This window comes from Sinomonas sp. T428B (assembly GCF_056780155.1).
Genome location: NZ_JBRAZR010000001.1, coordinates 2662874 through 2687756 on the forward strand (window position 1 = coordinate 2662874; position 24883 = coordinate 2687756).

The 24883-nt window shown below is 71.7% G+C and carries 28 protein-coding genes; 13 read left to right on the plus strand and 15 right to left on the minus strand.

The annotated features are described in order from the left end of the window. The first annotated feature begins 61 nt into the window (after nt 1-61). From ACUYMY_RS12275 to ACUYMY_RS12285, 3 genes are read left to right on the plus strand one after another with little or no spacing between them, the layout of a single operon-like run. The gene (locus ACUYMY_RS12275; protein WP_481703826.1) at nt 62-1339 is read left to right on the plus strand and encodes a magnesium transporter MgtE N-terminal domain-containing protein; all 1278 of its coding nucleotides are present in this window, start codon (nt 62-64) and stop codon (nt 1337-1339) included. 52 nt (nt 1340-1391) lie between these two features. Then, nucleotides 1392-1961 (plus strand): DUF1003 domain-containing protein, encoded by a 570-nt coding sequence (locus ACUYMY_RS12280; protein WP_481705053.1) that lies wholly within the window; start codon nt 1392-1394, stop codon nt 1959-1961. Further along, a complete protein-coding gene (locus ACUYMY_RS12285) occupies nt 1958-3076 on the plus strand; it encodes an Mrp/NBP35 family ATP-binding protein (protein ID WP_481703827.1) in 1119 nt (372 codons plus the stop codon). Before ACUYMY_RS12280 ends, ACUYMY_RS12285 begins: the two co-directional genes overlap by 4 nt. Nucleotides 3077-3107: 31 nt before the next feature. Here the strand turns inward: ACUYMY_RS12285 and ACUYMY_RS12290 are convergent, their stop codons facing one another. The 3 genes from ACUYMY_RS12290 to sigE form a co-directional block, all read right to left on the minus strand. Further along, entirely contained in the window at nt 3108-3482 is a 375-nt protein-coding gene (locus ACUYMY_RS12290) for a twin-arginine translocase TatA/TatE family subunit (RefSeq protein WP_481703828.1), read from the minus strand. Between the two features lie 109 nt (nt 3483-3591). Further along, nucleotides 3592-4137, minus strand: coding sequence for a hypothetical protein (locus ACUYMY_RS12295; RefSeq protein WP_481703829.1), 546 nt, complete (start codon nt 4135-4137; stop codon nt 3592-3594). Nucleotides 4138-4145: 8 nt separating this feature from the next. Further along, nucleotides 4146-4763, minus strand: a complete 618-nt coding sequence (sigE, locus tag ACUYMY_RS12300; protein WP_481703830.1) for an RNA polymerase sigma factor SigE — start codon at nt 4761-4763, stop codon at nt 4146-4148. Nucleotides 4764-4951: 188 nt separating this feature from the next. Here sigE and ACUYMY_RS12305 point away from each other — a divergent pair, with 188 nt between their 5' ends. Then, nucleotides 4952-5584, plus strand: coding sequence for an O-methyltransferase (locus tag ACUYMY_RS12305; protein WP_481703831.1), 633 nt, complete (start codon nt 4952-4954; stop codon nt 5582-5584). A gap of 71 nt (nt 5585-5655) precedes the next feature. On the opposite strand, the gene ACUYMY_RS12310 is transcribed toward ACUYMY_RS12305, so the two are convergent. The 4 genes from ACUYMY_RS12310 to ACUYMY_RS12325 form a co-directional block, all read right to left on the minus strand. Further along, entirely contained in the window at nt 5656-5823 is a 168-nt protein-coding gene (locus ACUYMY_RS12310; RefSeq protein ID WP_077489993.1) for a DUF3117 domain-containing protein, read from the minus strand. A 100-nt stretch (nt 5824-5923) separates the two neighbouring features. Continuing rightward, entirely contained in the window at nt 5924-7177 is a 1254-nt protein-coding gene (locus ACUYMY_RS12315; RefSeq protein ID WP_481703832.1) for a hypothetical protein, read from the minus strand. Then, entirely contained in the window at nt 7174-7524 is a 351-nt protein-coding gene (locus tag ACUYMY_RS12320) for a DivIVA domain-containing protein (RefSeq protein ID WP_481703833.1), read from the minus strand. The genes ACUYMY_RS12315 and ACUYMY_RS12320 overlap by 4 nt, the downstream gene beginning before the upstream one ends. Further along, entirely contained in the window at nt 7521-8384 is an 864-nt protein-coding gene (locus ACUYMY_RS12325) for an LOG family protein (RefSeq protein WP_481703834.1), read from the minus strand. Before ACUYMY_RS12325 ends, ACUYMY_RS12320 begins: the two co-directional genes overlap by 4 nt. 91 nt (nt 8385-8475) lie before the next feature. Here ACUYMY_RS12325 and ACUYMY_RS12330 point away from each other — a divergent pair, with 91 nt between their 5' ends. From ACUYMY_RS12330 to ACUYMY_RS12345, 4 genes are all read left to right on the plus strand, one after another. Then, nucleotides 8476-9231, plus strand: coding sequence for an amino acid ABC transporter ATP-binding protein (locus ACUYMY_RS12330; RefSeq protein ID WP_481703835.1), 756 nt, complete (start codon nt 8476-8478; stop codon nt 9229-9231). 65 nt (nt 9232-9296) lie between these two features. Continuing rightward, nucleotides 9297-10175 carry a glutamate ABC transporter substrate-binding protein gene (locus ACUYMY_RS12335; protein WP_481703836.1) on the plus strand — a complete coding sequence of 293 codons (879 nt, stop codon included), beginning with the start codon at nt 9297-9299 and terminating at the stop codon, nt 10173-10175. 96 nt (nt 10176-10271) lie between these two features. Then, nucleotides 10272-10922 carry an amino acid ABC transporter permease gene (locus tag ACUYMY_RS12340; protein ID WP_481703837.1) on the plus strand — a complete coding sequence of 217 codons (651 nt, stop codon included), beginning with the start codon at nt 10272-10274 and terminating at the stop codon, nt 10920-10922. After that, complete coding sequence (locus ACUYMY_RS12345) at nt 10919-11767, plus strand: amino acid ABC transporter permease (protein ID WP_481703838.1); 849 nt, start codon at nt 10919-10921, stop codon at nt 11765-11767. The genes ACUYMY_RS12340 and ACUYMY_RS12345 overlap by 4 nt, the downstream gene beginning before the upstream one ends. A gap of 67 nt (nt 11768-11834) precedes the next feature. Here ACUYMY_RS12345 and dapE read toward each other — a convergent pair whose 3' ends face one another. After that, the gene (gene dapE / locus ACUYMY_RS12350) at nt 11835-13073 is read right to left on the minus strand and encodes a succinyl-diaminopimelate desuccinylase (protein WP_481703839.1); all 1239 of its coding nucleotides are present in this window, start codon (nt 13071-13073) and stop codon (nt 11835-11837) included. Between the two features lie 51 nt (nt 13074-13124). Between dapE and dapD the strand changes: the two genes are divergently transcribed. After that, complete coding sequence (gene dapD, locus ACUYMY_RS12355; RefSeq protein WP_481703840.1) at nt 13125-14147, plus strand: 2,3,4,5-tetrahydropyridine-2,6-dicarboxylate N-succinyltransferase; 1023 nt, start codon at nt 13125-13127, stop codon at nt 14145-14147. Nucleotides 14148-14254: 107 nt separating this feature from the next. Beyond that, nucleotides 14255-15103, plus strand: a complete 849-nt coding sequence (locus ACUYMY_RS12360; protein WP_481703841.1) for a transglycosylase SLT domain-containing protein — start codon at nt 14255-14257, stop codon at nt 15101-15103. 27 nt (nt 15104-15130) lie between these two features. Here ACUYMY_RS12360 and ACUYMY_RS12365 read toward each other — a convergent pair whose 3' ends face one another. Together ACUYMY_RS12365 and ACUYMY_RS12370 are read right to left on the minus strand one after the other, a co-directional pair. Continuing rightward, the gene (locus tag ACUYMY_RS12365) at nt 15131-15742 is read right to left on the minus strand and encodes a hypothetical protein (RefSeq protein ID WP_481703842.1); all 612 of its coding nucleotides are present in this window, start codon (nt 15740-15742) and stop codon (nt 15131-15133) included. Between the two features lie 76 nt (nt 15743-15818). Continuing rightward, nucleotides 15819-16430: a TetR/AcrR family transcriptional regulator gene (locus tag ACUYMY_RS12370; RefSeq protein ID WP_481703843.1), complete on the minus strand. Its 612-nt coding sequence runs from the start codon at nt 16428-16430 to the stop codon at nt 15819-15821. A gap of 91 nt (nt 16431-16521) precedes the next feature. Between ACUYMY_RS12370 and galE the strand changes: the two genes are divergently transcribed. Continuing rightward, a complete protein-coding gene (gene galE / locus ACUYMY_RS12375; protein ID WP_481703844.1) occupies nt 16522-17538 on the plus strand; it encodes a UDP-glucose 4-epimerase GalE in 1017 nt (338 codons plus the stop codon). Between the two features lie 84 nt (nt 17539-17622). Here galE and ACUYMY_RS12380 read toward each other — a convergent pair whose 3' ends face one another. From ACUYMY_RS12380 to fdxA, 3 genes are all read right to left on the minus strand, one after another. After that, the gene (locus ACUYMY_RS12380; RefSeq protein WP_481703845.1) at nt 17623-18906 is read right to left on the minus strand and encodes a citrate synthase; all 1284 of its coding nucleotides are present in this window, start codon (nt 18904-18906) and stop codon (nt 17623-17625) included. A gap of 105 nt (nt 18907-19011) precedes the next feature. Then, on the minus strand, nt 19012-20193 hold the full coding sequence (gene dapC, locus ACUYMY_RS12385) for a succinyldiaminopimelate transaminase (protein WP_481703846.1): 1182 nt from the start codon (nt 20191-20193) through the stop codon (nt 19012-19014). A 2-nt stretch (nt 20194-20195) separates the two neighbouring features. Continuing rightward, nucleotides 20196-20522 carry a ferredoxin gene (fdxA, locus tag ACUYMY_RS12390; RefSeq protein ID WP_481703847.1) on the minus strand — a complete coding sequence of 109 codons (327 nt, stop codon included), beginning with the start codon at nt 20520-20522 and terminating at the stop codon, nt 20196-20198. Between the two features lie 146 nt (nt 20523-20668). Between fdxA and ACUYMY_RS12395 the strand changes: the two genes are divergently transcribed. Next, nucleotides 20669-20935 (plus strand): putative acetyltransferase, encoded by a 267-nt coding sequence (locus ACUYMY_RS12395; RefSeq protein WP_481703848.1) that lies wholly within the window; start codon nt 20669-20671, stop codon nt 20933-20935. Here ACUYMY_RS12395 and ACUYMY_RS12400 read toward each other — a convergent pair. Continuing rightward, nucleotides 20932-22254: an MFS transporter gene (locus ACUYMY_RS12400; protein ID WP_481703849.1), complete on the minus strand. Its 1323-nt coding sequence runs from the start codon at nt 22252-22254 to the stop codon at nt 20932-20934. The genes ACUYMY_RS12395 and ACUYMY_RS12400 overlap by 4 nt on opposite strands. A 60-nt stretch (nt 22255-22314) precedes the next feature. Here ACUYMY_RS12400 and ACUYMY_RS12405 point away from each other — a divergent pair, with 60 nt between their 5' ends. Beyond that, nucleotides 22315-22803, plus strand: coding sequence for a helix-turn-helix domain-containing protein (locus tag ACUYMY_RS12405; RefSeq protein ID WP_481703850.1), 489 nt, complete (start codon nt 22315-22317; stop codon nt 22801-22803). A gap of 93 nt (nt 22804-22896) precedes the next feature. Here the strand turns inward: ACUYMY_RS12405 and typA are convergent, their stop codons facing one another. Further along, the gene (gene typA, locus ACUYMY_RS12410; protein ID WP_481703851.1) at nt 22897-24819 is read right to left on the minus strand and encodes a translational GTPase TypA; all 1923 of its coding nucleotides are present in this window, start codon (nt 24817-24819) and stop codon (nt 22897-22899) included. Nucleotides 24820-24883 lie beyond the last annotated feature (64 nt).

Here is a 24883-nt window from a genome sequence, read left to right on the forward strand (position 1 = left end):
GCACCGGGCGGGTTTCAGCTCAGAGTGAGCAGAAGTCCGGCGCTGGAGTAGCCTAGACAGCGTGAGTTCGAACCCCGCCCGCGTCTTCGTCGCCAGGCTGCTCGGCCTCGACGTGTTCGACCCGGTGGGCGACCGTGTGGGGCGGCTCCGCGACGTCGTCGTCATCCCCCGCGGCAAGCGGCCGCCGCAGGCCGTGGGCATCGTCGTCGAGGTCCCCGGCAAGCGTCGCGTGTTCGTGCCCATGACCCGTGTCACGAGCATGGACCAGTCCCAGATCATCACCACCGGACTCATCAACCTCCGCCGCTTCGAGCAGCGCGGGGCGGAGCAGCTCGTTCTCGGGGACATCTTCGACCGGCGGGTGACGCTTGTCGAGGACGGCACAGAGGCCGTCATCGAGGACCTCGCGATGGACCAGCAGCGCAACGGCGACTGGCTCGTGAGCAAGCTCTTCGTGCGGCGCGCCCCCGAGGGCCGCAGCTTCCGCGGCCTGCGCCGCGGCTCGGCACAGCTCGTGGACTGGGAGGACACCCGCGATGGGATCGGCCAGGTGCGCGGCGCGGCGCAGTTCCTCGCGACCCACGAGGACCTCAAGCCCGCCGACTTCGCCGACGCGATGCAGGAGATGAGCGACGCGCGGCGCCTCGAGGTCGTCTCGGAGCTCCAGGACGAGCGCCTCGCCGACGTCCTCCAGGAGCTGCCCGAGGACGACCAGGTCGAGATCCTCTCCTCCCTCGACCTCGAGCGCGCGGCAGACGTCCTCGAGGAGATGGACCCGGACGACGCCGCCGACCTCCTCGCCGACCTCCCTGCCGACAAGGCCGAGGAGCTCCTGCAGCTCATGGAGCCCGAGGACGCCGAGGACGTCCGGCGCCTCCTGCAGTACGACGAGGGCACTGCAGGCTCGGTCATGACCCCAGTGCCCGTGATCCTCCCGCCCGAGGCGACGGTCGCCGAGGCCCTCGCGCACGTGCGCCGCGAGGAGCTCACCCCCGCCCTGGCCTCGGCCATCTTCATCTGCCGGCCCCCGCTCGAGACGCCCACGGGGCGCTACCTCGGCACCGTCCACATCCAGCAGCTCCTGCGCGCGGCGCCCCCAGAGCAGCTCGGCATGATCGTGGACAAGGGCCTCGAGCCGATGCGGGACCTCGACTCGATCAGCGAGGTCGCGCGGACGATGGCCCAGTACAACCTGAACGCTGTACCCATCGTCAATGCCGATGGCCGCCTCGTGGGGGCGGTGACTGTTGACGACCTCCTCGACCACCTCCTGCCGGACGACTGGCGCGTGCACGAGGACGGCGAACCGCTGAGGAAGTTCGGAGGACGCTTTGGCTGAACCCCGCAAGCTGCCCGGTCTGGATACTCCTCTCGAGCAGCGCGGGAGGCTCATGCCGCGGTTCAACCCGGACCCCGACGCCTTCGGCCGCTTCGCAGAGCGCTTCGCCCGGTATATGGGCACCCCCCAGTTCCTGTTCTACATGACGCTCTTCTGCATCGCGTGGCTCGCGTGGAACACGTGGGGGCCCGAGAACCTCCAGTTCGACCCCAGGGCGCTGAACTACACCCTCCTGACGCTCCTGCTCTCGCTCCAGGCCTCGTACGCCGCGCCCCTCATCCTGCTCGCCCAGAACCGGCAGGACGACCGCGACCGCGTCCAGATCGAACAGGACCGCACGCGCAACGAGCGCAGCCTCGCGGACACCGAGTACCTCACGCGCGAGCTCGCGTCGCTGCGCCTGTCGCTGCGCGAGGTCGCGACCCGCGACTTCGTCCGCGCCGAGCTGCGCGCGATGCTCGAGGAGCTCTCGGAGCAGGAGGAGGCAGAGGGCGAGGGCCCGCTGAAGCGGCGCAAGGACAAGAAGACCCGCGCGCCGCGCACGCAGCAGATCCCCAAGGTGAAGCCTGCGGACGTCGTCGACCCCGCCAGGTCTGGCCACGGGACGGAGGGCGAGGCGTGAGCGCGGTCGACCTCGCGGCCGTCCGCGCCGCCCTCCACACTGTCATCGACCCGGAGCTGCGCCGGCCGATCGACGAGCTCGGGATGCTCGAGGAGGTCACGGCCGACGGCGGCAGGGTCACCGTCCGCGTCCTGCTCACCATCGCCGGGTGCCCCCTGCGTGGGACCATCGACGCCGACGTGCGCGCAGCCCTGGCGAGCGTGCCCGGCGTGGAGGAGACCGCCGTCGTGCTCGACGTCATGACCCCCGAGCAGCGCCAGGAGCTCCGGGACCGGCTGCGGCCCGAGCGCGGCATCCCCTTCGGCAAGCCGGGCTCCCTCACGAAGGTCTATGCCGTGGCCAGCGGCAAGGGCGGCGTCGGCAAGTCCTCGGTCACGGTCAACCTCGCGTGCGAGCTCGCCTCCCGCGGCCTGCGCGTGGGCATCGTGGACGCGGACGTCCACGGCTTCTCCGTCCCCGCGCTCCTCGGCGTCACGGGCACGCCCACGCGCGTGGACGACATGATCCTTCCGCCAGTGGCCCACGACGTGAAGGTCATCTCGATCGGCATGTTCGTCCAGGGGAACCAGCCGGTCGCGTGGCGTGGGCCGATGCTGCACCGGGCGCTCGAGCAGTTCCTCGGCGACGTGTACTTCGGGGACCTCGACGTCCTGTTCCTCGACCTCCCGCCGGGCACGGGCGATATCGCGATCTCGGTGTCCCAGCTTCTGCCGGACGCGCAGCTGCTCGTCGTCACGACCCCGCAGGCCGCGGCGGCCGACGTCGCGGAGCGCGCCGGGACGGTCTCGGCGCAGACCGGGCAGCGGGTCGCCGGGGTCATCGAGAACATGTCGGGGCTGATCCTGCCCGACGGCACGGTCATGGAGGTGTTCGGCTCGGGCGGCGGCGCCCGGGTCGCCGAGCGGCTCTCTGCCTCGCTCGGGGTGCCCGTCGAGCTCCTGGGCCAGGTGCCGCTCGACGTCGCCCTCCGCGAGGGTGGCGATGCGGGGGTGCCGATCGTGCTCTCGCGCCCGGATTCGCCGTCCGCTGCAGCGCTCCGCGCCGTCGCGGACCGGCTCGCGGCGCAGCCGCGCGGCCTCGCGGGCCGCAGCCTCGGGGTGACCCCGGTCGGCTAGCCTCCCCTGAGGGCCTGGCGTGCTCTGGGATTCAGGTCGCCTCGGTGTCGAAGGGGGCGCGCTCCCCTGCCGCGAGCCGCTCGACGGTGCGCTCCGGGGCGGGCGGCGAGGCCTGGGCCGCGGCGCCGGCGGTGACGGCGGCCGGCGCGGACGGCTCCTCGAGGAGCGCCTCGCGGATGATCTTCCGGGGGTCGTACTGGCGCGGGTCGTACTTGCGCCAGTCCACCTCGTTGAGATCGACGCCGGTCTCCTCCTTGAGCTGCTCCCTCGCCCCGCTCGCCATGCGGCGCAGCTCCTTGACGATGTTCGTGAGCTTCTGGGTGTATTCGGGCAGCCGCTGGGGGCCGATCACGAGGATGCCAATGACCAGCAGGAGGATGAACTCGGGGCCGTTGATTCCGAACACGCGTGCAACACTACCGTCTGCCCGCGAGAGCGGGCGATTCACTGGATGGGGCCGGGATCGCGCGCAGTTTCATCCGATCACGGCGTCATGAGGTCGCTGCATCATGAGGTCACGGACGGCACGAGGCCCCGAAGACGATCCGCAGGCCGCGCCCGATGCGCTCGAGGGGATCCTCGAGGAGCGGCGCGGTGCCCAGCGCCGCCCCCGCCGGCCCGCCCGGGGCCTGGGCGCCCAACGCACCGTCGGCGGAACCCAGGCGCGCGAGCGAGGACGACGCGAGGACGAAGGACGCCTCGGTCCCCTGCAGGGGCGTCCGGGCGGGAGGGTCGCCAGCGACTCCGTACGCGGTCACGGCCAGGGCCGCGGCGGCCGCCGCCGCCCCCGCGAGGACGGACAGGCCGGCGCGCAGCGCTCCCCCGCTGCGCCGCCGCGAGGAGGCCTCGGCAAGCTCGGCCTGTGCCGCAAGGTGCTGGGTCTGCCGGAGGAGCCGCTCCTGGAGGCAGCTGCTCGCCTGAGGGACGTCGGCCTCGCGCAGGGCGGCCAAGTAGCGGCGCCGCGCCTCGAGCCGGCCGCGGCATTCGGGACACGAGCGCACGTGCGCGGCCGTGCTGGGGTGGCTCTCCGGGCGCAGCGCTGACCAGGGGGACGTACCCACGGGCCCTCCTAGCGGAGTCCGCGGGCCACCCGCGGAAGCGCGAGGCGCTTCTTCGCGGTGCCCCGGCGGGGGTCCCGGTGGGCGAGCTTCTCGCGCAGGAGCGTGCGGCCGCGGTGGATGCGGCTGCGCACCGTCCCGAGCTTGACGCCCAGGGCGTCGGCGACCTCGTCGTAGGAGAGCCCCTCGAGGTCGCACAGGACGACGGCGGCGCGGAAGTCCGGCGGGAGCTCCTCGAGCGCTGCCTGGACGTCGAGGTCCAGGTTGTTCATCTCGTAGCTGCGCTCGGGCCCGGGCTCGCGGCCCGGGAGGCGCGCCTCGGCGTCGTCCGCGAGCGCGTCAAAGCGGATGCGGCTCCGGCGGCGGGCCTGGTCGAGGAAGAGGTTCGTCGTGATGCGGTGGAGCCAGCCGTCGAGCGTGCCGGGCTTGAAGTTCTCGAGGGAGCGGAAGACGCGGACGAAAACCTCCTGGGTGAGGTCCTCGGCGTCGTGCTGGTTGCCCGTGAGGCGGTACGCGAGCCGATAGACCTTCGCGGAGTGCTGGGCAACGACTTCTTCCCACGTCGGCGGAACCCACGCCTCGGGGGACTCGTAGGGGGTCTCGGTGGCCGCAGCAGATCCAGCCGTCACGTCCACGCACCTGCCTTCGCTCGCTCGATTCGCCCACCGCCGTGACGGCGGGCCACTGAAGCCCCAGTGTGCCAGCCTTGTCTGGGAGTTGCCTGTTCATTCCGCCAAGGGCGTACCGCGGCCTGACGCGTGCGAGGCGATAGGCTGGATCAGCCCCCGAGACGAAAGCCCGAGACGAAAGCGCGCCCATGAGCTCCGAGAAGTCCAGCAGCTGGTCCTACGCCGAGGGGTTCGCGGCGGAGGACGACGTGCTGGCCCGCGCGCGCGAGCGCTCCTACGATCTCGGGGTCACCCCCGTGAGCCCCGGTGTGGGGGCGGCGCTGACCGTCCTCGCCGCGACGGCGAAGGCCCACACAGCCGTCGAGATCGGCACCGGCGCGGGCGTCTCGGGGGTATGCCTCCTGCGCGGCCTCGCCCCCACCGCCGTCCTGACGACGATCGACCGCGACGTCGAGCACCTCAAGGCCGCCCGCATGGCCTTCTCCGAGGCAGGCGTGCCCTCGAGCAGGATCCGGGCGATCCCCGGCCGCGCCGCGGACGTCCTGCCGAGGCTCACGGACCGGGCCTACGACCTCGTCCTCGTGGACGCGGACAAGGCCAACGCCCCCGCCTACGCCGAGCAGGCCGTGCGCCTCCTGCGCCCCGGCGGGCTGCTCGTGCTCAACGACGCCCTCGACCGGGACCGGGTCTCGAACCCGGCGCACCGCGAGCCCACGACGGCGGGCCTGCGGAGCCTCCACCGGGCCCTGCGCGCCGACGAGCGGCTCTCCGTCTCGATCCTGCCCACGGGCGACGGGCTGCTCCTGGCCGTGCGCCGCTGAATCCCGGCCCCGAGACGCAGCAGGAGGGCCCGTCCTTTCGGACCGGCCCTCCTGTACGAGGCCTGCGGTGGCTACTCGGTGACTCCGACGAGGCATTCCTTGAGCTCGGCGGCCTCCTCGGCGTTGAGCTCGACGACCAGGCGGCCGCCTCCCTCGAGCGGCACGCGCATGATCAGGCTGCGGCCCTCCTTGGTGACCTCCATCGGCCCATCACCGGTTCGCGGTTTCATGGCTGCCATGTGCTCTTCCCCTCCAGTCGGTCGCAGGCACTGCGTGCTGCTGACAACATTACCAGCCGGCATACCTTCAAGTAGGCAAGGACCGGTACGCGCGTGCCGGTCAGGGGGGCCAGTCGCCGCCCCCCGGAAGCTGGGTCCACACCCACAGCCACTGGACCCAGACGATCTCGAGCAGGACGAAGAAGCCGAGCGTCGACCACCGGAACGCGCGCGAGCGGGAGGCCCCCGCGGCGGCGAGCGCGAGCGGGAAGAGCGGGAGCATCATCCGGAACGTGCTCGTCTGCGGGTGCAGGACGGCGAGCAGGTACAGGATGTACGCCGCGCACCACAGCTGCAGCTCGAGGCCGTTCCGGCGCACCGCCGTGCTCGTGAGCGCGAGCGCCGCGACCGCCACGAGGACGAGCGGCGCGAGGACGCCCCCGACGGGGCCGAACAGGAACTGCCCCGTCTCGAACCACGGGACGAACAGCTCGAGCGGGCCCCCGCGCCAGACGGTCTCCGTCTGCGTGTACGCGGTCATCTCGCCGGTGCCCGCCCAGGCGATGGCCGGCCAGGCGAGGGCGGAGGCCCCGCTGACGACGGCGAGCCCCGCGAGCCGCGCGAGCTCGCCCGCCGTCGTGCCCGCCTCCCGGCGGCGCCACCAGCGTACGGCGAGGAGCGCCCCGAGCGCGGCGGCCATGGGCACCCCGATGGGACGCGTGAGGCTCATGAGGACGACGACGGGCATCGCCGCGGCGTACCGGCGCTCGACGATCCACAGCAGGGACCACGCGAGCAGGAGCAGGCCGAGCGACTCGGCGTAGGGCACCTGCAGGATCGCGGAGATGGGGAAGAAGGCGACGAAGGCGACGCCCCAGAGTGCGGTTTCAGGACCGGCCGCCGTGCGGAAGAGGCGGTACGCGATGAGGCACGCGCCGAGGCCCGCGAGAACGGCCACGGCCTGGGCGACGGCCTGCCACGGCAGCCCGCTCGCCGCAGCGAGCCCCTTCACGAGCAGCGGGAAGACAGGGTAGAACGCCCACGCGTTCTCCTGGACGGCGCCGCTCGCCGAGCGCGGGAGCTCGGAGGGGTAGCCGTCCCGGATGATCCGGCCGTACCACTCGGCGTCCCAGATCTGCACGAAGCGGGCGTAGTCCGGCTGCGGCCCGTACCAGGGGTTGACGCCTTGGTGGTAGGCGGCCGCCGCGAAGACCGCGAGGCCCACGGCCCGGGACGCCGCGTAGACGAGGACGACCTGGAGCCACCACGGCCGGGCCGCGAGCCACTCCCCCGCCCGGCGCGCGGCTGAGCCGAGGGCCGCGTGGACGGGGTAGGGCGCAGTGGCCCTCTCCCGGACCACGTCTGACTGGCTCACGCGTCCGTCGGGCGGCCGGCGGCGTCCTCGGCCCGGCGCTGGCGCAGCTGCTCGGTGAGCGCCTCGATGAGCGCGGCCTGCACGCCGATCCTGTCGCGCAGCGTCTCGAGGACCTGGTCCACCTGGTCCATGCGGTAGCCGCGGAAGGCGAGGGAGAAGCGCACGCGGTCCACGTCGTCGGGCGTCGGGTGCTCGGGCAGGAGCACCGGCGGCAGCTGCGCCGGCGGCTCGTCGAACCCGTCGGCTGGCTCGCCCTCGAGCGCGGGGCGCCCGCGCACGACGCCGGCGGCGAACCACACGAGCCCCGCGGCGAGCAGGATCGCGAGGAAGACGAGGAAGAAGCTCACGCCTCCTCCGCCTGCGCTGCTCCCCCTGCGACGCCCTCGGCCCAGTCCTCCTCCTCGGCGCTGCCGAACATGCCGCCCCGGCGCTCGTCGTCGCCGAAACCGGCGAGGACGAGGCTGACCGCATCCTCCGGGGTGTCGGCGACCTGGATGAGGTCCATGTCCGCAGGCGAGATCATGCCGTTGCCCACGAGAGTGTCGCGCAGCCAGTCCAGGAGCGGGCCCCAGAAGGCGGAGCCGACGAGCACGATCGGGAAGGAGGTGACCTTGCCGGTCTGCACGAGCACCATGGCCTCGAAGAGCTCGTCGAGGGTCCCGAGGCCGCCGGGGAGGACCACGAAGCCGTGCGCGTACTTGACGAACATGGTCTTGCGCGCGAAGAAGTAGCGGAAGTTGATGCCGAGGTCGACCCACGGGTTGAGGCCCGTCTCGAACGGCAGCTCGATGCCGAGCCCCACCGAGGTCCCCGAGCCCTCGACGGCACCGCGGTTCGCCGCCTCCATCGAGCCGGGCCCGCCGCCCGTGATGACGGCGACGCCGGACTGGGCGAGGAGCCTGCCGATCTCGACCGCCGTCTCGTAGTACCCGCTGCCGGGCGCGGTGCGGGCGGAGCCGAAGACGCTCACGGCGGGCCCGAGCTCGGCGAGCGCGCCGAAGCCCTCGACGAACTCGCTCTGGATGCGCATGACCCGCCACGGGTCGGTGTGGACGAACCGCCCCGCGCCGTGGGTGTCGAGGAGGTGCTGGTCTGCAGTGCCCTGCTGAGTCTGGCGGCGGCGCAGCTCGAGCGGGCCCTTGCGCCGCGAGGGCACATGCGCCCGCTGGGGGTCCGGGGCATTGTCTGGCGCGGAATCGGTGCTCATAGGTCCCAAGGCTAGTCTCGCTTCAATCACGATTGCTGTTCGGCGTGTCCCGCGCGGAGCCGCCCGGGATGATCTCCGTTACATTTTCCCTATGACTACCGCCGCCACACCTGCCGCGCTCGTGTCTGTCAAGGACGTGAACAAGCACTACGGCCAGCTCCACGTCCTCAAGGACATCAACATGGAAGTCTCCAAGGGCGAGGTGGTGGTGGTCATCGGACCCTCCGGCTCCGGGAAGTCCACCCTCTGCCGCGCGATCAACCGCCTCGAGACGATCGAGAGCGGGGCGATCTTCATCGACGGGAAGAAGCTCCCCGAGGAGGGCAAGGAGCTCGCCCACCTCCGCGCCGACGTCGGCATGGTCTTCCAGTCGTTCAACCTGTTCGCCCACAAGACCATCCTCGAGAACGTCACGCTGGGACCGATCAAGGTCAAGGGCGTCAACAAGGCCACCGCCGACAAGGAGGCCATGGCCCTCCTCGAGCGCGTCGGCGTCGCACAGCAGGCGCCCAAGCTCCCCGCCCAGCTCTCGGGCGGCCAGCAGCAGCGCGTCGCGATCGCCCGGGCGCTGGCGATGAAGCCCAAGGTCATGCTCTTCGACGAGCCGACCTCCGCCCTCGACCCCGAGATGATCAACGAGGTCCTCGACGTCATGGTCCAGCTCGCCAAGGAGGGCATGACCATGATCGTCGTGACCCACGAGATGGGCTTCGCCCGCAAGGCCGCCGACCGCGTCGTCTTCATGGCCGACGGGCAGATCGTCGAGCAGGCCACCCCCGAGCAGTTCTTCACCAACCCGCAGAGCAGCCGCGCGAAGGACTTCCTCTCCAAGCTGCTCACCCACTGACCCTCGGACTGCATCACCTCGCTCGCATCTGGGCCTGCAGGCCCGAGAAGAAAGGAATGCTGGAAATGGCACTCTTCGGAACCAAGAAGGCTGTGCTGGCCGCCGCCACCGCGGCGCTCGCACTCGCCCTGTCCGCCTGTGGCGGGGGGACCGGCGGCGGGACCGCCTCCCCGGTGGCGAACCCGACCTTCGAGGCCGGCAGCTCGATGGACACGTTCGCCAAGGCGGGCACCATCAAGATCGGCACGAAGTTCGACCAGCCGCTCTTCGGCCAGAAGGGCCTCGACGGCAAGCCCGTCGGCTTCGACGTCGAGATCGGCAAGGCCATCGCGGCGAAGCTCGGCATCCCCGCAGACAAGATCGAGTGGGTCGAGACCGTCTCCGCGAACCGCGAGGCGTTCATCGAGCAGGGCCGCGTCGACCTCGTCGTCGCGACCTACACCATCAACGATGCCCGCAAGCAGAAGGTCGACTTCGCGGGCCCGTACTACGAGGCCGGCCAGGCGCTCATGGTGAACAAGGACAACACCACGATCACCAAGCCCGAGGACGTCACGGGCAAGAAGGTCTGCTCCGTCACCGGCTCGACCCCGGCGAAGACCATCGTGGAGAAGTACGGCGCCGAGCTCGTCCCGGCCGCGACCTACTCCGCGTGCCTCGAGCCGCTGCGCAACAAGCAGGTCGAGGCCATCACGACGGACAACGTCATCCTCGCCGGCTTCGTCGACAAGGAGCCGGACGCCTTCAAGCTCGCCAGCGAGGAGACCTTCACCAAGGAGCCCTACGGCATCGGCCTCAAGAAGGGCGACACGGTCTTCCGCAACTGGATCAACGACCAGCTCGAGGCGTTCGAGAAGGACGGCACGTACAAGAAGGCGTGGGAGGGCACCGCGGGCAAGGTCATCAAGACCGTCCCGGAGCTCCCCAAGATCGACCGCTACTGATCCAGCGTCCGTCCGCCTGAACCCGACGCCCGCCGCGCGCCGGCCCCAGCCGGCGGCGGCGGGCGTTCGAGTTCCACGACCCGACCAAGGAAGCCCATGGACGTGATCATCGAGAGCCTCCCGATCTACTGGGATGGCTTCCTCCGCACCCTCTTCCTCGCCGTCGTCTCGGGCATCATCGCCCTCGTGACCGGCACCATCCTCGCCGCCATGCGGGTCTCGCCCGTGAAGGCGCTGCGCGGCTTCAGCATGGCGTTCGTCGAGATCGCCCGGAACACGCCGCTGACCATCGTGTTCTTCTTCTGCGCGATCGTGCTGCCCCGCCTCGGGGTCCGCTTCGAGCAGTTCGAGGTCGCGGCCATCATCGCGCTCTCCGGCTACACGTCGGCGTTCGTCGCCGAGGCCGTGCGCTCGGGCGTCAACAGCGTCCCCGTGGGCCAGGCCGAGGCCGCCCGGAGCATCGGCCTGACCTTCGGACAGGTCCTGAACCTCGTCGTCCTGCCCCAGGCCCTGCGCACCGTCGTCCCGCCGCTGATCAACATCCTCATCGCCCTCGTGAAGAACTCCTCTGTCGCCGGCGCGTTCTTCGTGCTCGAGCTCTTCGGGCACGCCCGCCAGCTCGCCAACGACCACGGGGACGCCGTCATGTGGGTCCTGACGGGAACGGCCGTGTTCTACCTGCTCATGACAGTCCCCCTGGGCATCCTGGCCCACCGCGTCGAGAAGAAGGTGGCGATCGCCCGATGACCAGCGTCCTGTACGACGTCCCCGGCCCGAAGGCCCGCCGCGTCTCGCTCACCGGATCCGCCATCGGCATCGTCCTCATCGTCGCCGTGCTCGCCTGGGCCGTGTGGACGCTCGCCCAGCAGGGCATCTTCGAGGCCGAGCGGTGGGAGGTGTTCGCCATCCCGGACGTGTGGCGCCTCCTCGCCGAGGGCCTCTGGGCCACCCTCAGCGCCGCGGCCATCGCCGCCGCCATCGCGTTCCCGCTCGGCCTGGCCCTGTCGCTCCTGCGCATCTCGGACATCCCGGCCATCCGGATCCCGACCCAGGTCGTCCTCGAGTTCCTGCGCGGCATGCCCGTGGTGCTCATGATGCTCTTCGTGCTGCTGGTCTTCGCGACGAACCAGTTCATCGCCGTCGTGGCGGGCCTGGTCCTCTACAACGCCGCGATCTTCGCCGAGATCATCCGCGCCGGCATCCAGTCCCTGCCCAGGGGCCAGCGCGAGGCGGGCCTCGCGATCGGCCTCACGAGCTTCCAGTCGCGCATGGCCATCGAGCTGCCGCAGGCCATCCGGCGCATGCTGCCCTCGCTCGTCGCCCAGCTCGTCGTCCTGCTCAAGGACACCTCGCTCGGCTACATCGTGGCCTACGAGGAGCTCCTGCGGAAGGTGCAGATCATGGCCGACTTCCTCGGCCCCGACTTCCTCTTCCCCGTGTTCTTCGTCGCGGCCGGGATCTACATCCTCATCAACCTCAGCGTCTCGCGCCTGGCGATCTGGATCGAGCGCCGCGGGTCGAAGAAGGCCGCCGGCGGCATCGCCCACGTCCCGCCCGCCGGCCCCGCGACCACCGAGGAGCAGGAGGCCTAGCCCACCCCCGCGCCGACGCATGAGGGCCACCTCCTTCGGGAGGCGGCCCTCTGACGTCCGCGGGCTCCTAGGGAGCGAGCCAGCTGGCCAGCGACGCCAGGCACGCCCGGATCGCGTCGGCGGCCACGCGCTCGTCGTCCTTGTGTGCCAGGAGTGCATCGCCGGGGCCGAAGTTCACCGCCGGGACGCCGAGCTCGGAGAACCGCGCGACGTCGGTCCAGCCGTACTTGGGCTTGGGCTCCTGCCCGACGGCCGCGACGAACGCGGCGGCGGCAGGGTGCGTGAGGCCCGGGCGGGCCCCGGACGCTCCGTCAGTGCGCACGACGTCGAACCCGTCGAGGACCTCGCGCACGTGCGCCTCGGCCTCCTCGATGGTCTTGTCCGGCGCGAACCGGTAGTTGATTGTCACCGTGCACCGGTCGGGGATGACGTTGCCCGCCGTGCCTCCCGCGATCCCGACGGCGTTGAGGCCCTCGCGGTAGTCGAGCCCGTCCACTCTGACGGTCGCGGGCTCGTAGGCGGCGAGCCGCGCAAGGATCGGGGCGGCGGCGTGGATCGCGTTGGAGCCCATCCAGGCCCGTGCCGAGTGCGCTGCCTCGCCGACGGTCGTGGCCTCGACGCGCAGCGTGCCGTTGCACCCGCCCTCGACCGTGCCGGCCGTCGGCTCGAGCAGGATCGCGAAGTCGCCCGCGAGCAGCTCGGGGTGGTTGCGCGCGAGCCGGCCGAGCCCGCTCTTGGCCGCCTCGACCTCCTCGTGGTCGTAGAAGACGAAGGTGACGTCGCGCTCAGGCGCGGGCGTGCCCGCGAACTCCACCGCGCCCGCCGACTCCGCCGCGTCGAGGGCCGACGGCGGGTCGCCGGCGTCGTGCGCGTCCGCTCCGGCCATCGCGGCGGCGAGGGCCACCGGCGCGGTCGGGAAGAGCCGTGCCGCGAGCGCGAGCTGGACGGCGACGCCGCTCTTCATGTCCGTCGCGCCGCGGCCCCACAGGACGCCCTCCCCCGGCGGGCCGTCCCACGACGAGGGGACGGTGCCCCGGGCGCCCTCGGTGGTCGGCAGGGGGACGGTGTCCAGGTGCCCGGCGAGGATGACGCGCTCGGCCCGGCCGAGCGCCGAGCGCGCGACGATGGCGTCGCCGTCGCGCGTGACCTCGAGGGAGGTCTGGGTGCGCAGGGCATGCTCGACGGCGTCGGCGAGCGCGGTCTCGCCTCCCGAGACGCTCGGGATGTCCAGGATCGCGGCGGTGAGCAGGGCGACGTCCTGCGCGAGGTCCAGCAGGATCGGGGCGGGCGCGGTGGGGGCAGTCACGTCCCCAGCTTAGTTCGAAGCGCCCGTCTCCCCGCCGATAGACTGGGAACCATGACTGAGACCCCTGCCGCACTCCGCTCTGCCCACGGCTTCGGCCTCGCGACGATCCACGTGGCCTCGGCCGCCGACGGCACCCCCGGCGAGGCGACCGTCCTCGACGTGTGGTTCCCGGCCCCGGCGCTCGGCACCGCCGCCGAGCACCTCTCGGACGACGCCGTGGTCGACGCCGCCCCGGCCGAGCTCGTCGAGGCCGCGCAGAACGGCGACGACGCCGAGCGCGGCACCCAGACGAAGGTCGTCTTCGTCCAGATCGACCTCGACCAGGCCCCGGCCGACACCGCGGACGCCTACCTGCGCCTGCACCTCCTCTCGCACCGGCTCGTGACGCCCAACTCGATCAACCTCGACGGCATCTTCGGCAAGCTCGCCAATGTCGTCTGGACGAACTTCGGCCCGTGCCTGCCCGCCGGCTTCGAGGCGACGCGCGCCCGGCTCCGCCGCCGCGGCCCCGTCACTGTCTACGGCGTGGACAAGTTCCCGCGCATGGTGGACTACGTCGTCCCCGCGGGCGTGCGCATCGCCGACGCCGACCGCGTGCGCCTCGGCGCGCACCTCGCCGAGGGCACGACCGTCATGCACGAGGGCTTCGTGAACTTCAACGCCGGCACACTCGGCACGTCGATGGTCGAGGGCCGCATCTCGGCGGGAGTCGTCGTCGGCGACGGCACCGACGTCGGCGGCGGCGCGTCGATCATGGGCACCCTCTCGGGCGGCGGCAAGGAGCGCATCACGCTCGGCGAGCGCGTCCTGCTCGGCGCCAACTCGGGCGTGGGCATTTCGATCGGCGACGACTCCGTCGTCGAGGCCGGCCTCTACGTCACGGCGGGCACTCGCGTGCGGATCCCGGGCTTCAAGGACTCCTTCGGCGAGGACGCGGAGAAGGTAGTCAAGGCCATCGAGCTTTCGGGCCAGCCCAACCTCCTGTTCCGCCGCAACTCGACGACCGGCCAGGTCGAGGTGCTCGCCCGCGCCGGCCAGACGGTCGAGCTGAACGAGGCGCTGCACGCCAACTGAGCCCTCCCCGCGGGCGCACGCCAGGCCAGCAGGCGCGCGCCCGCCGGGACCCCGGTCCGGTCCGGAGCCCGGCGGCTTCCTGAACCCACACCCTAGGAGCATCACCGATGGCCCTCGCCCGCAGAGTGCGGCGTGCCCTCACCATCGTCGTCGCCCTCGCCCTCGCGGTGGTGGGCGTCTACATCGCGGCAGTGGTCCTCAACAGGACCGAGACGCCCGTGGTCGAAGGCTGCACGGCACCGCTCGGCGACGGCACTCAGTCCCTCGCGACGGACCAGGCGGCCAACGCCTCGCTCATCACGGCGATCGCCGTGCGCCGCGGCCTCCCCCCACGGGCGGCGACCATCGCCCTGGCGACCGCGATGCAGGAGTCGAGGCTCCGGAACATCAACTACGGGGACGGCGCCGGCCCCGACTCGCGCGGGCTCTTCCAGCAGCGCCCCTCGCAGGGCTGGGGCAGCGAGGCGCAGATCATGGACCCCGCGTACGCCACGAACGCGTTCTATGACGTCCTCATCAAGATCGAGGGCTATGAGGCGCTCTCCATCACCGACGCCGCCCAGAAGGTCCAGCGCTCGGCATTCCCTCAGGCCTACGCCGAGCACGAGGACATGGCCCGCGCCTTCGCCTCCGCCCTGACCGGCCACTCGGAGGCCGCCCTGACGTGCACCCTGCGCAAGCCCGAGGCCGCCGGGGACGTCAAGGCCCTGCGCTCCGAGCTCACGCAGGCCTACGGCGCGATGGAGGCCAGCACCGCGGGCCGCACCGTGAGCGTCCCGGCGGAGGGCACGCTCGCGTGGTCGATCGCGCAGTGGGCTGTCGCCAACGCGAAGGAGCTCGCCGTGACCGAGGTCGACGTCGCGGGCCACACATGGGTGCGCGACGGCGGCAAGGGCTGGGCCGAGTCCGCGGCCCCGGCCGGGGTCGTCTCGATCACGCTCGCCGAGGCCCCCTAGCCGGCCACGAGGCCCCCTAGACGCCCATCAGACGAGCAGCTCGACGACCGGCTGCATGTAGCTGCGGAAGACCTCGGTGTCCTCGAGGAGCGACTGGCTCATGATGAGCTTGTCGGCGTCGACGAGCCACGCCCGCTCCTGCGCGAGCGGCAGCTCGATGATCGTGAGCTCGAAGTCCCGCGCGCCGTCCCCGACCTCGAGCTGCCGGGCCTCGACGATCTCCCGCAGAATGTCCGTCGCACCCGCCTCCTCGCGCCGGCGCTCGAGCCGCTCGTACTCGCTGCGCCGCTCGCGGGCCCACGTCAGCGCGGCGCCGAAGTGCGCCTGCAGGGAGCGCTGGAGCGCGGGGGCGCCGTGGAACGCCGCGAAGCCTGGGGGCGAGAGCTCCGGCGACATGTCCGGATGGTTGCGGATGAGGTTCGACCACCAGGCCTCCCACTCGCGCCGCAGCGCGGGAACCCCGCCGACGTGGGCGGTGAGCTGGTGGTGGTCGGACTCGCGGACCTTCGGCTGCGCGGGGGCGATGGGCGGCATCCCCGCGTTCTCGAGTCCCGCATTGTCCTTGAGGTACAGCGCCAGAAGCATGGGTCCGGAGGTGTCCATCGTGATCCGCCACCCAGGTCCGCCAGTATGGTGCATAGGTCGTACGCTCCTTGCCGGTCTGCTCTCCCAGTGTATTCCCGTGGACCGGCCCCGGCGGGCCCGGTTCGGCGTCTCAGACGGGCACCGCGGTGCCCACGCTCGCGACCTGGGCCCTCAGGACGGCGAGGCACAGGCCCGCGTCGAGCCACCTCCCCTGCAGCATGGCATGCAGGCCGAGGCCTTCGACGACGGCGAGGAGCCGCTCCGCCTCCCGGACGAGCTCCTCGTGCCCGGCCTCCGGGCGCAGGGCCAGGACGGAACGGCCGGCGGCGGCTGCCACGGCGCGATGGCTGCGCTCGGCCGTCGCGGCGAACTCCGGACGGGTCCGGGCGGCGAGCTTGAAGGCCGTCCACACGCAGAGGTCGACGGCGCGCGGCTCGTCGAGCGGCAGGAGCTGGCACAGCTGTGCCACGACGGCCTCCTCGGCGTTCTGCGCGCGGCCGCCGGCCTCCCCGGGCGAAGCGGCCTCGACGCGGCCGAGGACGCTGTCGGCGACCGCCTCGAAGGAGTGCACGAGCAGCTCGGCCGAGGTGTCGAAGTAGTGCCGCACGGAGCCGACGACGAGGCCCGCCTCGGCCGCGACCTCGCGCAGCGAGACCCGCTCGAGCCCGTCCGCGACGACGATCCGCTTGACGGCTTCCACGACCTCCCGGCGGCGCTCCGCCGGGTCAACAATTCTGGGCACCCGTCCTCTCTAGCACACCTGTGCCCGGCCGCCCCGCAACACAGCCGCGCGCCCGGGCGCCGGAGTCGCCCCGCTGGCTAGGATGGAGGCCATGCGCATCCTCGTCACCGGCGGCACCGGCTACATCGGCTCCCACACGGTCCTGACCCTGCTCGAGGCCGGGCACGACGTCGTCGTGGTGGACAACCTCGTGAATTCCAGCCAGGAGGCCCTGCGCCGCGTCGGCGAGCTCGCGGGCCGCGAGGCCGCGTTCGTCAAGGCGGACATCACCGACGAGGCGGCGCTCGACGCGGTGTTCGCCGAGCATGCGCCCGAGGCCGTGATCCACTTCGCCGGGCTCAAGGCCGTCGGCGAGTCCGTCGGCATCCCGCTCGACTACTACTACAACAACGTCGCCGGCACGATCGCGCTCCTGCGCTCGATGGACCGCCACGCCGTGCGCACCATCGTCTTCTCCTCGTCCGCGACCGTCTACGGCGGGCACAACCCCACGCCCTACATCGAGAAGATGGAGATCGGGGCCATGAACCCCTACGGGCGCACCAAGGAGCAGATCGAGGACATCCTCAGCGACCTCGGCGCCTCGGACCCCCGCTGGCGCGTGGCCCTCCTGCGCTACTTCAACCCCGTCGGAGCGCACCCCTCGGGCCGCATCGGCGAGGACCCCCAGGGCATCCCGAACAACCTCGTGCCGTTCATCGCCCAGGTCGCAGTGGGCCGGCGCGAGAAGCTCATGGTCTTCGGCGGGGACTACGACACGCCCGACGGCACGTGCCTGCGGGACTACATCCACGTCGTCGACCTCGCCGAGGGCCACGTCGCCGCGCTCACGTACCTGACGAGCCACGAGGGCGTGCACCGCTGGAACCTCGGCTCGGGCAAGGGCACGAGCGTGCTCGAGATGCACGCGGCGTTCGAGAAGGCCGTCGGCGCGCCGATCCCCTACGAGATCGCGCCCCGCCGCCCGGGCGACCTGCCGGCCTTCTGGGCGGACCCGTCCGCGGCCCTCGCGGACCTCGGCTGGTCCACCGTCAAGACCGTCGAGCAGATGTGCGAGGACCACTGGCGCTGGCAGAAGAACAACCCCCAGGGCTACCAGTCCGCCTGATCCCCTGCGGGTTCCGGGGACGACGACGGCCGGTGCCTTCCAGCGGAAGGCACCGGCCGTCGTCGTCCTTTGAACGGGCGGGCGTCAGCGGACGGGGTAGTCGCGCTTCTCCTCGCCGACGTAGAGCTGGCGCGGGCGGCCGATCTTGGTCTGCGGGTCCTTGATCATCTCGCGCCACTGGGCGATCCAGCCCGGCAGGCGGCCGATCGCGAACAGGACCGTGAACATCTTCTCTGGGAAGCCCATGGCCTTGTAGATGAGGCCCGTGTAGAAGTCCACGTTCGGGTAGAGCTTGCGCTGGATGAAGTAGTCGTCCGCGAGGGCCTTCTCCTCGAGGCGCATCGCGATGTCCAGGAGCTCGTCGTTGCCGCCGAGCTTGGAGAGCACCTCGTGCGCGGTGGCCTTGATGATCTTCGCGCGGGGGTCGTAGTTCTTGTAGACGCGGTGCCCGAAGCCCATGAGCCGGACGCCGTCCTCCTTGTTCTTCACCTTCTCCATGAAGTCCTCGGGCTTGATGCCCTCGGACTGGATGCGGCGGAGCATGTTCAGCACGGCCTCGTTGGCGCCGCCGTGGAGCGGACCGAAGAGCGCGTTGATGCCGGCGGAGACCGAGGCGAAGAGGTTCGCGTTAGCGCTGCCCACGAGGCGCACCGTCGACGTCGAGCAGTTCTGCTCGTGGTCGGCGTGCAGGATGAGGAGCGTGTCGAGGGCCTTCACGATGAGCGGGTCGAGCTCGTACGGCTCGGCGGCGAGGCCGAAGGAGAGGCGCAGGAAGTTCTCCACGATGTTCATGGAGTTGTCCGGGTACAGGAGGGCCTGGCCGATGGACTTCTTGTGCGCGTACGCGGCGATGACGGGCAGCTTCGCCATGAGGCGGATCGTGGAGAGCTCCACCTGCTCGTCGTTGAACGGGTCCAGGGAGTCCTGGTAGAAGGTCGACAGCGCTGAGACGGCCGAGGACAGCACGGGCATCGGGTGCGCGTCGCGCGGGAAGCCCGCGAAGAAGTTCTTGAGCTCCTCGTGCAGGAGCGTGTGCCGGCGGATGCGCTGGTCGAAGGCGTCCAGCTCGGCGGCCGTCGGCAGGTTGCCGTAGATGAGCAGGTAGGACACTTCGAGGAAGTTCGAGTGCTGGGCCAGCTGCTCGATCGGGTAGCCGCGGTAGCGCAGGATCCCCTCATCGCCGTCGATGAACGTGATCGCCGAGGTCGTGGCTGCCGTGTTCATGAAGCCCGGGTCGAAGGTGACGGCGCCCGTCTCCTTGAGCAGCTTCGAGACGTCGTAGCCATCGTTTCCCTCGACGGCGGCGATGCGGGGGAGCTTGAGGTCTCCGCCCTCGTGGCGCAGGACGGCGCCGTTCATCTCAGTCATGGTTCCCCTTCAAGAGGTAGCTCGCAACACACCAAAGCTACTCCCAGATCCGCACGGGGCACTAATCGTGCAGGCGGGCCTGTGAGTCCCCTCACAAACGCTTTACTAGCGGCGGGTGAGCCGCTCCACGGCCGCGTCGATCCGCTCGTCGCTGCCGGTGAGCGCCACGCGGACGAAGCCGGAGCCGGCCTCGCCGTAGAACACCCCGGGCCCGACGACGATGCCCAGCTCGGCGAGCCGGCCCACCGTGGCCCACGTGTCCTCGCCCGCGGTGCACCACAGGTAGAGGCCGGCCTCGGAGTGGGCCAAGGTCAGGCCGAAGGCCTCGAGGGCGGGCAGGAGCCGCTTGCGCCGGGCGCGGTAGAGCTCCTTCTGCGCCTCGACGTGGGCGGCGTCCGCGAGGGCCGCCCGCATGGCCTCCTGCACGGGGAACGGCACGATCATGCCGGCGTGCTTGCGGCTGTTGACGAGGTTCGGCATGAGCTCGGGCGCCCCGGCCACGAACGCAGCCCGGTACCCGGCGAGGTTGGACTGCTTGGACAGCGAGTACACGGCCAGCAGGCCGGTGAAGTCACCGCCGGTCACCCGCGGGTCGAGCACCGACGGGACGGCCTCGCCGCCGCGCTGGACGTCCCAAGGGCCCCAGCCGAGCTCGGCATAGCACTCGTCGGAGGCGACGACGGCGCCGAGGGCGCGGGCGCGGTCGACGACGGCGCGCAGCTCGTCCGCGCCGCGCACGGCGCCGGTGGGGTTGCCCGGCGAGTTGACCCAGACGAGCCGCACCCGGGCGAGGGTCTCGGCGTCGAGCTCGTCGAGGGAGTCCGCGGCGACGGCGGTGGCGCCGGCAAGGCGGGCCCCGATGTCGTAGGTCGGGTAGGCGACGCTGGGCCGGACCACGACGTCACCGGGCCGGAGGCCGAGCAGGAACGGCAGCCAGGCCACGAGCTCCTTCGAGCCGATGGTCGGCATGACCGCCTGCTCGTCGAGGCCCGTCACCCCCCGGCGCCGCGCGAACCACTCGACGACGGCCTCGCGCAGGGCGCGGGTCCCGTGGACGGTCGGGTAGCCGGGCGCGTCCGCGGCCGCGCGGAGGGCCTCCTGGACGACCTCGGGCGTCGGGTCGACCGGGGTCCCGATGGAGAGGTTCACGGCGCCGTCGGGGTGCCCCTTGGCCGTGGCCGCGTAGGGGGCCATGGCCTCCCACGGGTAGTCCGGGAGGTCGAGGCCGAAGGCTCGGACGGGAGCCGCGGCCTCCGCTGCCCCGGGGGCACCGCTGCCGGTCTGCACGCTCAGTGGTCTTGGTTCTGCGGCGGCAGGGCCGCGATGAGGGCGTGGTCCTTGCCCGTGTTGCCGACCTTGGCGGCGCCGCCGGGCGAGCCGAGGTCGTCGAAGAACTCGACGTTGGCCTTGTAGTAGTCGGCCCACTCGTCGGGGACGTCGTCCTCGTAGTAGATGGCCTCGACAGGGCAGACGGGCTCGCACGCACCGCAGTCGACGCACTCGTCCGGGTGGATGTACAGGGACCGCTCACCCTCGTAGATGCAGTCGACCGGGCATTCCTCGATGCAGGCCTTGTCCTTCACATCCACGCACGGCTGTGCGATCACGTAGGTCACGGTGCCACCCTCTCTTGTCTCATCCCCCGCTCTCCCGCGGCCGAACGAGCCTATTATCCCCGGCCTGGAGACGCCAATCCACCCGGACACGTGGCGTAGCATCCGGCCCCGGCAGTGCGGGCCGCATGGCATGCCTACGATGGAGCGTGCCGGATTCGCCAGCCTCCCCTGCCGCAGCCCTGCGGAGCCTGCCTCCGGGCACCCGCGTCGTCGTGCGCTACCGCCTCGACGAGGGCTTCACCGACGCGCTCGGCGAGCTGCTCTCCTGCACCCCGGACGAGGCGAGCGTGCGCACCCGCCGGGGCGACGTCGTCGTGCGCCTCGCCGACGTGGTCGCGGCCAAGCCCGTCCCGCCTCCGCCGCCGCGGCGCGCCCCGCGCTTCGGGGCGCACGACGCCGGCCCGCGGGCCTAGCGCTCTCCCCTCCCGGCGGCGGCGCTGCCCTCTGCTCCCCTCCGCGCGGCGTCGCTCGTCACGGCATCCGGGAGCACGCGCAGGGCGAAGAACGGGCCCACGAGGACGGGCGCGAGCGCGAGCACCTGGCCGGCCACGCCGACCCAGAGCGTCGGGGCCAGGCCGAGGTGCTCCCCGAGCCAGCCTCCCGCGAGCGATCCGACCGGCATGACGCCCCACACGAGGAAGCGGATCGAGGCGTTCATGCGCCCGAGCAGCCGCGGCGGGCACACGCGCTGGCGCATGCTCACCTGCATGACGTTGTAGACGATGACGCCGAAGGCCATGACGGCCTCCCCGGCGCACAGCATCGCGAGGGCCGTGGCCCCCTCGGCGGCGAGGGCCAGCGGGACGAGGGCGATGCCCGCGACGCCGAGCAGCCCGCCGAGCGGGATGAGCGCGCCCTCGCCGGCCAGGCGCGCGAGCCGGGGCACGGCCAGGGCGCCGAGGATGCCGCCGACCGAGCCGACGGAGAGCATGAGGCCCAGCCCCGCGGGACCGAGGGCGAGCTCGCGCAGCACGACGAGCGGCGCGAGCACGAACACGACCGAGGAGAAGAGGTTGAAGCCCGCCGTCGAAAGGGCCACGCGGCGGATCAGCGGGTGGCCGGCCACGAAGGCCGCGCCCTCGCGGATCTCGGCGGCGAGGCGGGTGCGCTCGGCGCGCGGCGCGGGCTCCTCGCGGTCCCGCACCCGGCCGAGGAAGAGGGCGGAGGCGAGGTAGCCGGCGCCCTCGGCGAGGAAGAGCACGGGCGCGCTCACGGCGGCCAGGAGCGCGCCGCCGAGGGCAGGGCCGCCGAGCCGGGCGACCTGGGCCGTCGCCTCGAGCCGGCCGTTGGCCGCCGGGACCTGCTCCCGCTCGACGAGGTGCGGGAGGTAGCTCTGGTAGGCGACGTCGAAGAAGACCGTCGCGACGCCGACCACTGCGGCGACGGCATAGAGGTGCCAGATCTCGAGCTGGCCGATCGCCCAGAGGGCGGGGACCGCGAGCATGGCGGCCATGCGCATGAGGTCGGCGCGGATCATCGTGCGGCGCTTGAGCCAGCGGTCCACCCACGCCCCGGCCGGCAGCCCGACAACGAGGAACGCGGCCGTCCCCGCGGCATTGAGCGCGCCCAGCTCCATCTCCCCCGCGCCCAGCACGGCCACCGCGAGGACCGGCAGGGCCAGCTGCCCGAGCTGGACGCCGAGCTGGCTGATGCCCTGGCCGCCCCAGAGGGCGAGGAAGGATCGGTTCCGCCCGAGCGGAGTGCCGGCTGTGGGGCGCGTGGCTGGCCGCATGCGCCCAGCCTGCGCCCAGTGATTGGCAAAAGTCAATCACTCAAGGCCTAGAGTTGCTGCATGGCTCCGACCGACGACGCCGCGAAGGCCCGGGCGCTCAGCTCCCCGCTGCGCCTGCGCATCCTGCGGCTGTGCCTCCACCAGGCGCGCACGAACAAGGAGATCGCCGGGCTGCTCGGGATCAATCCGGCCTCGTGCCTGCACCACGTCCGCACGCTCGTGGCGACTGGCTTCCTCGAGGCGCAGGACGAGCGCCGGGGAACGCGCGGCGCCCGCGAGGTGCCCTACCTGGCCACGCGGCGCTCGTGGGGCCAGCAGGTCGAGGGCGTCGCGCCGATCCTCATCGAGACGTTCATCCAGGAGACCGCGGAGCTCGCGCCCGAGGACATCGAGGTCTGGCGGCTCGGGCTCAAGCTCAACGCGAGGCACCGCGAGGAGATGCTCGCCAAGCTGCGGGACGTTGTCGAGGAGTACCGCGCCATGCCGAGCGACCCGGACGGCGAGCCCACCTCGCTCATGATCGCCCACCACCGCGACCCCACCGCCTGAGGCGTCTCGGCCCGGACGACGACGAGCGGCGGCTTCCGTGCGGAAGCCGCCGCTCGTCGTCGTGCGCCCGGTCGGGGCCAGAACCCCTGGGGGTCAGGCGCGGGCGCGGGCGCGCGCGGCCTTGATGCGCTCGTTCGCGTCGAGGATGACCTTGCGGATGCGGATGTCCTCGGGCGTGATCTCGACGCACTCGTCCTCGCGGGCGAACTCGAGGGACTCCTCGAGCGTGAGGGTCTTCGGCGGGGTGAGGCCCTCGAAGGAGTCCGCCGTGGAGGAGCGCATGTTCGTGAGCTTCTTCTCCTTGGTGATGTTCACGTCCATGTCGTCGGCGCGCGAGTTCTCGCCGACGATCATGCCCTCGTACACCTCGGCCGTGGGCTGGACGAAGAAGGTGCCGCGCTCCTGGAGGTTGATCATCGCGAACGGGGTCGCGACGCCCGCGCGGTCGGCCACGAGCGAGCCGTTGGTGCGGTACTCGATCTCGCCGGCCCACGGCTCATAGCCCTCGGAGATCGAGGACGCGATGCCGGCGCCGCGGGTCTCGGTGAGGAACTTCGTCCGGAAGCCGATGAGCCCGCGCGCGGGGACCATGAACTCCATGCGGACCCAGCCGGTGCCGTGGTTGGACATGTTGGTCATGCGGCCCTTGCGCGCGGCGAGGAGCTGCGTCACGGCGCCGAGGTACTCCTCGGGCACGTCGATGGTCATGTGCTCCATCGGCTCGAGGACCTGGCCGTCGACCTTCTTGGTCACGACCTGCGGCTTGCCGACGGTGAGCTCGAAGCCCTCGCGGCGCATCTGCTCGACGAGGATGGCGAGGGCGAGCTCGCCGCGGCCCTGGACCTCCCACGCGTCGGGGCGCTCGGTCGGCAGGACCCGGATCGAGACGTTGCCGATCAGCTCCTTGTCGAGGCGGTCCTTGACCTGGCGCGCGGTGACCTTCGCGCCCTTGACCTTCCCCGCGAGCGGGGAGGTGTTGATGCCGATCGTCATCGAGATCGCCGGGTCGTCGACCGTGATGAGCGGCAGCGGCTGCGGGGTCTCGGCGTCGGTGAGCGTCTCGCCGATCGTGATGTCCTCGATGCCGGCGACGGCGACGATCTCGCCGGGGCCCGCGGACTCGGCCGGGACGCGGTCGAGCGCCTTCGTGGCGAGCAGCTCGGTGATCTTGACCGTCTTGAGCGTGCCGTCCTGGCGTGCCCACGCGACCTGCTGGCCCTTGCGGAGCGTGCCGTTGTAGATGCGCAGGAGCGCGAGGCGGCCGAGGAACGGCGACGCGTCGAGGTTGGTCACGTGCGCCTGGAGGACGCCCTCAGGGTCGTACGTCGGGGCCGGGATGTGCTTGAGGATCGTCTCGAACAGCGGCTCGAGGTTGTCGTTGCCCGGCACGGCGCCGTCGGCCGGCTGTTCGAGCGAGGACGCGCCGACGCGGGCGGCGGCGTACACGACCGGGACGTCGAGGACCTTGTCGAGGTCGAGGTCCGGGACCTCGTCCGCGAGGTCAGAGGCCAGGCCGAGGAGGAGGTCCATGGTCTCGTGGACCACCTCGTCGATGCGCGCGTCGGGGCGGTCGGTCTTGTTGACCACGAGGATGACGGGCTTGTGCGCCGCGAGCGCCTTGCGCAGCACGAAGCGGGTCTGCGGCAGCGGGCCCTCGGACGCGTCGACGAGGAGGACGACGCCGTCGACCATCGACAGGCCGCGCTCGACCTCGCCGCCGAAGTCGGCGTGGCCGGGGGTGTCGATGACGTTGATCGTGATGCCCTCGGGCTCGCCGACCTCGGCCGCCGCCGGTCCGGCATAGCGCACCGTGGTGTTCTTGGCGAGGATCGTGATGCCCTTCTCGCGCTCGAGGTCGCCGGAGTCCATCACGCGGTCCTCGACCTCGCCGTGCGCGGCGAAGGAGTTGGTCTGCTTGAGCATGGCGTCCACGAGGGTGGTCTTCCCGTGGTCGACGTGCGCGACGATGGCGACGTTGCGCAGATCGGTGCGCGACGCCAGGACGGTTTCAGACATACGTAAAGGCTCGATTCATTTCGACGGCGGGGTCCCGGCGCGTCCGGGCGGCGGACGGCACAGC

Bases quoted from the DNA above. Each gene is read 5' to 3' on its own strand.
- ACUYMY_RS12405 (WP_481703850.1), top strand. From the start codon at position 22,315: ATGGCTCCGACCGACGACGCCGCGAAGGCCCGGGCGCTCAGCTCCCCG.
- ACUYMY_RS12365 (WP_481703842.1), bottom strand. From the start codon at position 15,742: ATGCACCATACTGGCGGACCTGGGTGGCGGATCACGATGGACACCTCC.
- ACUYMY_RS12340 (WP_481703837.1), top strand. From the start codon at position 10,272: ATGGACGTGATCATCGAGAGCCTCCCGATCTACTGGGATGGCTTCCTC.
- ACUYMY_RS12400 (WP_481703849.1), bottom strand. From the start codon at position 22,254: ATGCGGCCAGCCACGCGCCCCACAGCCGGCACTCCGCTCGGGCGGAAC.
- ACUYMY_RS12360 (WP_481703841.1), top strand. From the start codon at position 14,255: ATGGCCCTCGCCCGCAGAGTGCGGCGTGCCCTCACCATCGTCGTCGCC.
- ACUYMY_RS12305 (WP_481703831.1), top strand. From the start codon at position 4,952: ATGAGCTCCGAGAAGTCCAGCAGCTGGTCCTACGCCGAGGGGTTCGCG.
- ACUYMY_RS12325 (WP_481703834.1), bottom strand. From the start codon at position 8,384: ATGAGCACCGATTCCGCGCCAGACAATGCCCCGGACCCCCAGCGGGCG.
- ACUYMY_RS12280 (WP_481705053.1), top strand. From the start codon at position 1,392: ATGCCGCGGTTCAACCCGGACCCCGACGCCTTCGGCCGCTTCGCAGAG.
- ACUYMY_RS12380 (WP_481703845.1), bottom strand. From the start codon at position 18,906: ATGACTGAGATGAACGGCGCCGTCCTGCGCCACGAGGGCGGAGACCTC.
- galE (WP_481703844.1), top strand. From the start codon at position 16,522: ATGCGCATCCTCGTCACCGGCGGCACCGGCTACATCGGCTCCCACACG.
- typA (WP_481703851.1), bottom strand. From the start codon at position 24,819: ATGTCTGAAACCGTCCTGGCGTCGCGCACCGATCTGCGCAACGTCGCC.
- ACUYMY_RS12335 (WP_481703836.1), top strand. From the start codon at position 9,297: ATGGCACTCTTCGGAACCAAGAAGGCTGTGCTGGCCGCCGCCACCGCG.
- dapD (WP_481703840.1), top strand. From the start codon at position 13,125: ATGACTGAGACCCCTGCCGCACTCCGCTCTGCCCACGGCTTCGGCCTC.
- ACUYMY_RS12345 (WP_481703838.1), top strand. From the start codon at position 10,919: ATGACCAGCGTCCTGTACGACGTCCCCGGCCCGAAGGCCCGCCGCGTC.
- ACUYMY_RS12330 (WP_481703835.1), top strand. From the start codon at position 8,476: ATGACTACCGCCGCCACACCTGCCGCGCTCGTGTCTGTCAAGGACGTG.
- ACUYMY_RS12310 (WP_077489993.1), bottom strand. From the start codon at position 5,823: ATGGCAGCCATGAAACCGCGAACCGGTGATGGGCCGATGGAGGTCACC.